This is a genomic window from Nigerium sp. (assembly GCF_039811905.1).
Classification (GTDB): domain Bacteria; phylum Actinomycetota; class Actinomycetes; order Propionibacteriales; family Propionibacteriaceae; genus Propioniciclava.
This window is the reverse complement of sequence record NZ_JBDHZL010000117.1, coordinates 1-8,005: the sequence shown is the minus strand read 5'-3', so window position 1 is coordinate 8,005 and position 8,005 is coordinate 1. Positions and strand designations below refer to the sequence as shown.

Sequence of the window (8,005 nt, the reverse complement as noted above, 5' to 3'; positions counted from 1 at the left end):
CGGACGCCTCAGGCGGCCTGCCGCTCGGCTTCCTCGAGCGCCTGGGTGGTCGCGTCGATCACGGCGTCCACGTCGTCGGCGGAGATCACCAGCGGGGGAGCGAAGCGGATCGTGCGCCCGTGCGTGTCTTTGGCCAGGACGCCCTTGGCCATGAGGCGGTAGCAGAGGTCGCGGGCGGTGCCGAGGTGCGGGGCCACGTCGAGGCCCAGCCACAGGCCCGCGCCGCGGATCTCGGTGAGCAGGCCGCGACCCACGAGGGGCCGCAGGCCCGCCAGCAGGCGCTCGCCCAACTCCCGGGACGCCTGCTGCGGCTCCCCGGTGCTGAGGATGTCGACGACCTCGCTGCCGATCGCGCACGCGAGCGGGTTGCCGCCGAACGTCGACCCGTGCTGACCGGGCTTGAAGACGCCGAGCACGTCGGCGTCCGCCACGACGGCCGAGACCGGCATGATGCCGCCGCCGAGCGCCTTGCCGAGCAGGTACAGGTCGGGGACGACGCCCTCGCGGTCGCACGCGAACGTCTCCCCGGCGCGGCCGAGGCCCGACTGGATCTCGTCGGCCATCATCAGGACGCCGTGGCGATCGCACACCTCGCGGACCGCCCGCAGATAGCCCTCGGGGGGGATGATGACGCCGCCCTCGCCCTGGATGGGTTCGAGCAGCACGGCGACGGTGTTCTCGTCGATGGCGGCCTCCAGGGCCGCGACATCGCCGAACGGGACGTCGTAGAACCCCGAGGTGAACGGCTGATAGCTGCGCCGCGCCTCCTCGTCGTTGCTGAACGACACGACGGTGACCGTGCGCCCGTGGAAGTTGCCCTCCATGACGACGATGTTCGCCGCGTCGTCGGCCACCCCCTTCACCTCGTAGCCCCACTTGCGGGCGGTCTTGATGCCGGCCTCGACCGCCTCGACGCCCGAGTTCATGGGGAGCACCATCTGCTTGCCGCACAGCTCGGCGAGCGACTCGACGAACGGCCCGAACGGCTCGGAGTAGAACGCCCGCGACGTGAGGGTCACCCGATCGAGCTGCCGCCGGGCCGCCGCGAGCAGCCGCGGGTTGGAGTGCCCGAAGTTCACGGCCGAGTAGGCGGCCAGGCAGTCGATGTAGGTGCGGCCGTCCACGTCGGTGACGCGAGCGCCCTCGGCCCGAGCGATCACGACCGGAAGCGGCGCGTAGTTGTGGGCGCCGTACTGTTCCACCTGATCGATCGCCTTCCGCGTGGTCGCGGACATCGGCTTGGTGGTCATGATCACTCCTCTCGTGGGGTCTAGACAATACAAATACTACGTCTGTCGCGATAAGGCCAGAAGATCTCCGGCACAATCTCGGAGGGAGAGAAGATCTGCACTCAGCCGGTCGGGGGAGTATACGAACCCGCCGGCACCGGACGCCCGCGGCGCGACCGCCGGAACAGGCCCCGTAGCCGGAGCCGCTGGTCGTAGCTCAGCGACCCGGTGCGGAACAGGTGGACGCCGAGCATCATGAACACGACGGCGGCCACCGAGATCGACGCGATCGCCCCGGCGGCCTCCGCCGGGCCCAGCAGCCCGCCCGCGTTGCGGACGAGCGCGGCGACCGGCGCGGTCAGCGGGAAGAAGGTGAGCGCCTGGGAGGCCGGCCCGTGCGGGTCGGACACCAGGACGCCGAATGCGTACAGGGGGAGGAACAACACGACGATGACCAGGCCGAACGCCCCGCTCGCCTCCTTCGCGTTCGGCATGATCGAGCCGATCGCGACGAGCAGCCCGGTGAACATCGCGAACCCCAGGATCGCCAGCGCGAACGCGACACCGATGCGCCCGGGGTCGACGACGAGCGGCGACCCGTTCAGCGTCGGCACGGACCCCGCGCTCGCCCCGCCGGAGAGCACGGCCAGGGCCACCACGATCGGCACGGTCAGGACGGCCGCCTGCACCAGGCCGACGACCAGCAGCGCGGCGATCTTGCCCACGATGAGCGTCAGCGGCCGGATCGTGGTGAGGATCATCTCGGTGACCCGGTTCTCCTTCTCCTCCACCGTGATGTTCAGCATCTGGCTGCCCAGCATCATGATGGCCAGGTAGAAGAAGACCGCGAACAGGCCCGGCAGGATCGCGGAGCCGATGCCGGGCGCCTCCCGGCCGTCGGCGTACGAGCGCACCTCGGTGACGATCGGGCCCCTCAGCACGTCGGCGAGCCGCGGATCCCCCACGGCGGACGCCGCCGAGCTCTGCAACACCCGGCGGGCCAGCGCGGCATCGCCGTCGCCGCCGGTGAGGCCCCGGTCGCGGGCCGTCAGCGCGACGGGTTCGGACGCCGGATCGCGCGGGTAGTCGATGTGTAGGTCGGCGCGGCCGGCGACGACGTCCGCCCGCGCGGCCGCGGCGTCCGAGGTGGGGCTGCCGCCGAGCTCGGCGGCGATGGACGGCGAGACGAGGCCGGAGGCGTCCGTGTAGGTGAACCGCGTGGCTGTGCCGCCGCCGGACCCGGAGGCGACCTGGCTCGTGCTCAGCGTCATCAGGCCCGACAGGACGCCGATGAACAGCGGGACGGCCAGCGTGGCCACCCAGAACGCGGGGCGCGTCAGGGTCCGCCGGACCTCGAACGCGATGACCTTCGTGAAGTTGTGCATGTCACAGCTCCTTGTCGGAGGAGTGGCCGTAGACGCGGAGGAACACCTCGTCCATCGACAGCCGGGAGGCGTCGAACGACCGGACGACCACCCCGGCGTCCAGCAGCAGCCGCAGCACGGCCTGGGGGTCGGCCGAGGAGTCCAACTCGAGTTCGGCGTAGTTCGTCTCATGCCGGATCACCCGGAACGGGCCCTCGGGCAGGACGCCCGCGAAGCCGAGCCGGATCGTGCGGCCGCCGTAGGCGTCCTGCACCTCGGGGACGGTGCCGTAGGCCTCGGCCCGCCCGTCCTTCAGCAGCAGGACGCGGTCGCAGAGCCGTTCGACCTCCTCCATCTGGTGCGTGATGATGACGACGGTCGCGCCGCCGGCCCGGTGGGCCTCGATCACGTCCATCAGCAGCCGCCGGTTCACCGGGTCGAAGCCCTTCGTCGGCTCGTCGAGAATCAGCAGGTCGGGGTTGTCCATCACCGTGACGCCCAACTGCACCTTCTGCTGCTCGCCGCCCGACAGCCGCTCGATGCGCTGTTTGGCCTTGTCGGCGAGGCCGACGCGGTCGAGGTAGTACAGCGACCACTGGGACGCCTCGGCCCGCGGCATGCCCTTGAGCTGGCCGAAGTACGTCATGACGTCGAGCACCTTCTCTTTGCGATAGAGCCCGCGCTCTTCGGGCAGGTAGCCGAGGCCGCGGCACGTCGCGGGGTCGTACGGACGCCCGCGCACCAGCAGCCGCCCGGCCGTCGGCCGGTAGATGCCGAGCAGCGCCCGGATGGTGGTGGTCTTGCCCGACCCGTTCGAGCCGAGCAGGCCGAACGTCTCGCCGGGGCGGACCTCGAACGTCAGGTCGTCGACGACGACCTTCTCGCCGAAGGCCATGCGGAAATCCGTCACCTCGATGGTGGGCGCCTGGCCGGGCGCTGGGGGCTGGGTCATGGGTCCATGCCTACCCGACGGGTCTGACAATCGGCGTCCGACCTTGGGCTCTACTTCAGGCCGGATCGCGTGACGCCCTGCACGAGCCACCGCTGCAGGAACAAGAACACGACGAGCGCCGGGACGATCGCGACCAGCGCCCCGGTAAAGATCTCCGGGTAGCGGACGCCCTGGCTGGTCATGAACTGGCTCAGGGTGACCTGGACGGTGCGCATGCCGGGGTCCTGCGCGATGAGCAGCGGCCACAGGAAGGCGTTCCAGGCGCCGATGAACGTGATGGTGCCGACGGCGGCGACCATGCCCAGGCTGTTCGGGACGACGATCCGCCACAGCGTCGTCCACGCGTTGGCCCCGTCGAGGTAGGCGGACTCCTCCAGCTCGACCGGGAAGTCCAAGAACCCTTGCCGGAACAGGTACGTCGCGAACGCCGAGAAGACCGCGGGGATGATCAGGCCCCGGTAGGTCGAGATCCAGCCCAGCGAGGACGCCATCACGAACATCGGGACGAAGGTCACCGCCGTCGGCACCATGAGCGTAAAGACCGTCAGACCGAGGATGACGCGGGCGGCCCGCGTGGACGTCCGGGCCAGCGCGTAGCCGGCCATGAGCGACACGACGACGGTCGCGGCGGTCTGCGCGACGGCCACCACCGCCGAGTTCAGCAGCGACTGGGTGATGCCCAGGTTCGCGTTCCCCAGGACGCCCGCCAGCGTGCGTCCGTCGAGCGCGTTCGGCAGCCAGTGCCACTGCGGCGCGGTGATCCAGGTCTGCGTCGAGAACGCGTTCCGGACGATCACGTAGAACGGCAGCAGGAACAGGACGGCCAGGACGGACGCCGCGACGTACGCCGCGACGCGGACGGCCGGAGGCGTCCTCATCGGTCGGCCCCGATCGACAGCAGCCGGTTCTGCGCCAGGCTGAACGCGAGGATGACGACGGTCAGGATCAGCGTTCCGGCGCTGCCGATGCCCAGGTCCTGGCTGCCGTCCCCGAAGCTGATCAGGTACAGGTACACCAGCGGCGGCCGCGCGTACGGCGGGTACCCGCGGACGGTGTTCAGGGTGTTGTAGAACTCGTCGAACGCCTGGAAGGCGTTGATGAGCAGCAGGGTCGCCACCGCCACCGACGTGGGCCTGAGCAGGGGAAACGTGATGTGGCGGAACACCCCGAACCCCGTCGCCCCGTCGAGGGACGCCGCCTCGTAGACCTGCGGATCGATGGCGTTCAGCCCCGCGATGAACAGGATCATGTAGAAGCCCACCTGCAGCCACAGCCGCAGCGTGACGAGCACGAACCAGTACCAGTGGTTCTCGCCGCCGAGCCAGTTCACCGGATCCAGGCCCACCGACCGCAGCATCGTGTTCGCGAGGCCGAAGCGGGCGCCGTTGAAGAACGACATCCGCCACACCAGCGCCGCGATGACGTAGCTGCACGCGGTCGGGATGAAGAACGCCGACCGGAAGAACGCCTGCAGGACGCCGATCCGGCGCAGCAGCAAGGCGAGGCCGAGCGAGCAGGCGAAGGTCAGGGGCACGATGATGAGCGCGAAGACGACGAACGTCGCCATGCTGTCGAGGAACAGCCGGTCCGAGAGCAGATAGGCGTAGTTGCCGAGGCCGACGAAGTCGGTCGGGGTGACGGTGTTGCGCGCGTTGAACAGCGATAGGTAGGCGCTCCACCCGATCGGCACGTAGACGAAGACGACCAGCCCCGCGAGGAACGGCGTGACGAACACCCAGAACCAGCGGCGCCGGCTCTGGGCGTTCGTCGCCGGTGCCCGCCGGCGGGCGTGCACCTCGACGGGAGCCGTCATGGTCGCCTAGCCGTTGACGCGCTTGAGCTCGGCGGCGACCTTGTCGGCGGCTGCGGTGAACTCCGTCCGGGCGTCGCGCCCGGACTTCACGACGTTCGACAGGGCCGTCGAATAGGCCTGGGACGCCGCCGGCGTCCAGAAGAGATCGTCGACGAAGCCGTGGTCGGAGACGAATTTCGCGGCCTGGGCCCCCTGACCGGACGCAACCTTGTCGGCCTCGCTGAACAGCTTCGGCTTGGCCGGAATGTGGCAGCCGAACGCGTTCGAGAACTGGACCTGCTTGTCTTCGGAGTCGACCCACAGCCACTGGACGAACTGCTTGGCCGTCTCCACGTTCTTGCCGTGCGCGTTCACCACGGAGCTGAACGCGCCGAACGGCACCGCCGGACGCCCGCCGTTGCCGGTCGACGGGAACGGCAGGACGCCGACGTCGTCGCCGAACGCCTGCTTGACCTTGGGCAGGTCCCACAGCCCACCCCACTGCATCGCGGTCTCGCCGTTGATGAAGGGGGTGGCGTCCGACCAGTCGGTGGAGGCGCTCTTCAGCAGCGCCCCCGAGTCGAAGAACGACTTGAACGTGCCGACCGCGGCGTAGAGCCGCGCGTCGTTGAACCCGGCCGACTTCTTGTCGGCCGAGATCTGCTCCAGGCCCGCTCCCCAGATCAGCAGGCTGCCGAGGACGCCGAGCCCGCCGTCGTTGCCGGCGAAGAACCCGCCCATGTCGTTCGTCTTCTGGGCCTTGGCGGCCGCGACGAGGGCGTCCAGCGTCGTGGGGGGCTGGAGCCGCGCCTTCGCGAGGAGCGACGGCCGGTAGTACAGCAGTTGCATGTCGACCGTCTGCGGCACCGCCCAGATCTTGCCCTGGTAGGTGAGGCGCTCCATGACGCGCGGGGTGAACGAGTCTTTCGCGTCGCCGACCACGTCGGTGAGGTCGGCGGCCTGGCCGGCCTTGATCATGTCGAGCGTCGGGCCGTTGGCGTACTCGAAGATGTCGGGCGCGTTGTCGGTCAGCAGGGCCGTCGACACGCCTTTCTCGTAGTCGGACGCCACCCAGTTCACGGTCACGTTCGCGCCGTCGAACTCGGACGCCCACGTCTTCACGGCGTCCTGCACGCCGTCCTCTCCGTAGGCGTGGTACCACTGCGAGAGGTTCGGCTTCGCGGACGCCCCGCCGCCCGTAGCGGTGGGGGAGGCGGACGTGCGTCCGGTGTTGGTGCCGCAGGCCGAGAGCGCTGCGGTGGCGGCGATGCCCCCGGAGAGGGCCAAGAGGTGCCGACGGGTGATGGTCATGGCGGGAGCCTAGTTGAAAAAGCTCCGACCGGACGCGGGAGCGGAATAGGGGGAGACGATCGCTGGTTGCCTTCGCATGGCGAATGTGACGAAGAAGCAGGACCGCTACGAGATCGAGACCGACGGGCAGACGGTGGGCCACGCGATCTACCGCGTCGACGGCGACGTCGTGACCATGCCCCACACCGAGGTCGACCCGGCGTTCGGCGGCCGCGGGCTCGCCGGCGAGTTGGTGCAGTTCGCGCTCGACGACGTCCGGTCGCAGGGGCTGAAGGTGGACCCGGCCTGCCCGTACGTCGCCAAGTGGATCGACCGGCACCCCGACTACCAGGACCTGCTGGCCTGAGTCCGTTCTGCTTCCGTTATGGAAGCAGAACCAACGGCGTCAGGTGTTGACCGGCTCCACGAGCCCGAGCGGGATGACGTCGACGCCGACCTTCAGGCTGGACTTCTTCGCCTCGGTGTAGATCACGCCGCGTAGCGGCGAGACGTCGCGGAAGTCGCGGCCCCACGCCGTGACCACGTAACGGCTGTCGACGAGGTGGTTGTTGGTCGGGTCGAGGTCGACCCAGCGGCCGGCAGGCGTCCAGACGGCCGCCCAGGCGTGCGAGGCGTCCGAACCCTCGAGCTTCACCTGCCCGGGCGGGGCGTACGTCTCCACGTAGCCCGACACGTAGCGCGCCGGGAGGCCGAGGCTGCGCAGGCAGCCGATGGCGAGCTGCGCGAAGTCCTGGCAGACGCCGCCGCGGATGTCGAGCAGCTCGTCGAGCGTCGTCCGGACGGTCGTGGCCTTCTGGTCGTACTTGAAGTCGTCGTAGATGCCCATCGTGAGGCCCAGGACCGCCTCGCCGAACGGGCGGTTGGGCGGCAGCATCGAGAGCGCGTACTCGTGGACCTTGTCGGTCACCTCGACGAGCGGCGACGGCAGCAGGAAGTCGGCGGCCTCCACCGGGTCGGCCTCGGTGCGGGCGAGCCGGATGGCGTCGGCCACGGTCCACTGATTGAGCTCATCGAGGTCGGGACGCGGCCACGCCACGTCGACGATCGACCGCTTCAGCAGCTCGAGCTTGGTGTGCGGCGTCCGCACCTCGATGTAGGCCGAGTTGTTGCCGAAGTGGTCGCGGTGCTCGGTGAAGGCGTCCGGCTCGGGCGTCACGCTGAGGGACGCCGACCGCAGCGTCTGCGACGGCGTCTCGCGCGGGCTCATCATGCCCCGCTCGTAGGCGGCCTCGCAGGGGAGGTCGTAGGTGTACGTCGTCCGGTGGCGCACCTCGTAGGCCCGGGGCGCGTAGTGGTCGGGCGGCGACTGCGGCTTCGGAGGAGCCTGCGTCTGGGACTGGCTCTGCGACTGGGACTG

8 protein-coding genes are annotated in these 8,005 nt (G+C 69.7%); 1 reads left to right on the top strand and 7 read right to left on the bottom strand.

All coding sequences use genetic code 11. The features are described 5' to 3' along the window. Positions 1–8: 8 nt before the first annotated feature. The 6 genes from rocD to WMJ97_RS13335 form a co-directional block, all read right to left on the bottom strand. Positions 9–1,250 carry an ornithine--oxo-acid transaminase gene (gene rocD / locus WMJ97_RS13360; protein WP_347349495.1) on the bottom strand — a complete coding sequence of 414 codons (1,242 nt, stop codon included), beginning with the start codon at positions 1,248–1,250 and terminating at the stop codon, positions 9–11. 101 nt (positions 1,251–1,351) lie between these two features. After that, positions 1,352–2,614, bottom strand: a complete 1,263-nt coding sequence (locus tag WMJ97_RS13355) for an ABC transporter permease (RefSeq protein ID WP_347349494.1) — start codon at positions 2,612–2,614, stop codon at positions 1,352–1,354. A 1-nt stretch (position 2,615) separates the two neighbouring features. Continuing rightward, entirely contained in the window at positions 2,616–3,545 is a 930-nt protein-coding gene (locus WMJ97_RS13350; RefSeq protein ID WP_347349493.1) for an ATP-binding cassette domain-containing protein, read from the bottom strand. Between the two features lie 50 nt (positions 3,546–3,595). Beyond that, a complete protein-coding gene (locus tag WMJ97_RS13345) occupies positions 3,596–4,423 on the bottom strand; it encodes a carbohydrate ABC transporter permease (RefSeq protein WP_347349492.1) in 828 nt (275 codons plus the stop codon). Next, positions 4,420–5,358, bottom strand: a complete 939-nt coding sequence (locus WMJ97_RS13340) for a sugar ABC transporter permease (RefSeq protein ID WP_347349491.1) — start codon at positions 5,356–5,358, stop codon at positions 4,420–4,422. Before WMJ97_RS13340 ends, WMJ97_RS13345 begins: the two co-directional genes overlap by 4 nt. 6 nt (positions 5,359–5,364) lie before the next feature. Continuing rightward, positions 5,365–6,648 carry an extracellular solute-binding protein gene (locus WMJ97_RS13335; protein ID WP_347349490.1) on the bottom strand — a complete coding sequence of 428 codons (1,284 nt, stop codon included), beginning with the start codon at positions 6,646–6,648 and terminating at the stop codon, positions 5,365–5,367. Between the two features lie 76 nt (positions 6,649–6,724). Between WMJ97_RS13335 and WMJ97_RS13330 the strand changes: the two genes are divergently transcribed. After that, positions 6,725–6,994, top strand: coding sequence for a GNAT family N-acetyltransferase (locus WMJ97_RS13330; RefSeq protein ID WP_347349489.1), 270 nt, complete (start codon positions 6,725–6,727; stop codon positions 6,992–6,994). 39 nt (positions 6,995–7,033) lie between these two features. Here WMJ97_RS13330 and WMJ97_RS13325 read toward each other — a convergent pair. Continuing rightward, positions 7,034–8,005 (bottom strand): transglutaminase family protein (locus WMJ97_RS13325; RefSeq protein WP_347349488.1); only part of this gene is annotated, 972 nt, incomplete at its 5' end.

Coding starts and splice junctions, on each gene's coding strand:
- WMJ97_RS13335 (WP_347349490.1), bottom strand. CDS start 6,648: ATGACCATCACCCGTCGGCACCTCTTGGCCCTCTCCGGGGGCATCGCC.
- WMJ97_RS13350 (WP_347349493.1), bottom strand. CDS start 3,545: ATGACCCAGCCCCCAGCGCCCGGCCAGGCGCCCACCATCGAGGTGACG.
- WMJ97_RS13345 (WP_347349492.1), bottom strand. CDS start 4,423: ATGAGGACGCCTCCGGCCGTCCGCGTCGCGGCGTACGTCGCGGCGTCC.
- WMJ97_RS13330 (WP_347349489.1), top strand. CDS start 6,725: ATGGCGAATGTGACGAAGAAGCAGGACCGCTACGAGATCGAGACCGAC.
- WMJ97_RS13355 (WP_347349494.1), bottom strand. CDS start 2,614: ATGCACAACTTCACGAAGGTCATCGCGTTCGAGGTCCGGCGGACCCTG.
- WMJ97_RS13340 (WP_347349491.1), bottom strand. CDS start 5,358: ATGACGGCTCCCGTCGAGGTGCACGCCCGCCGGCGGGCACCGGCGACG.
- rocD (WP_347349495.1), bottom strand. CDS start 1,250: ATGACCACCAAGCCGATGTCCGCGACCACGCGGAAGGCGATCGATCAG.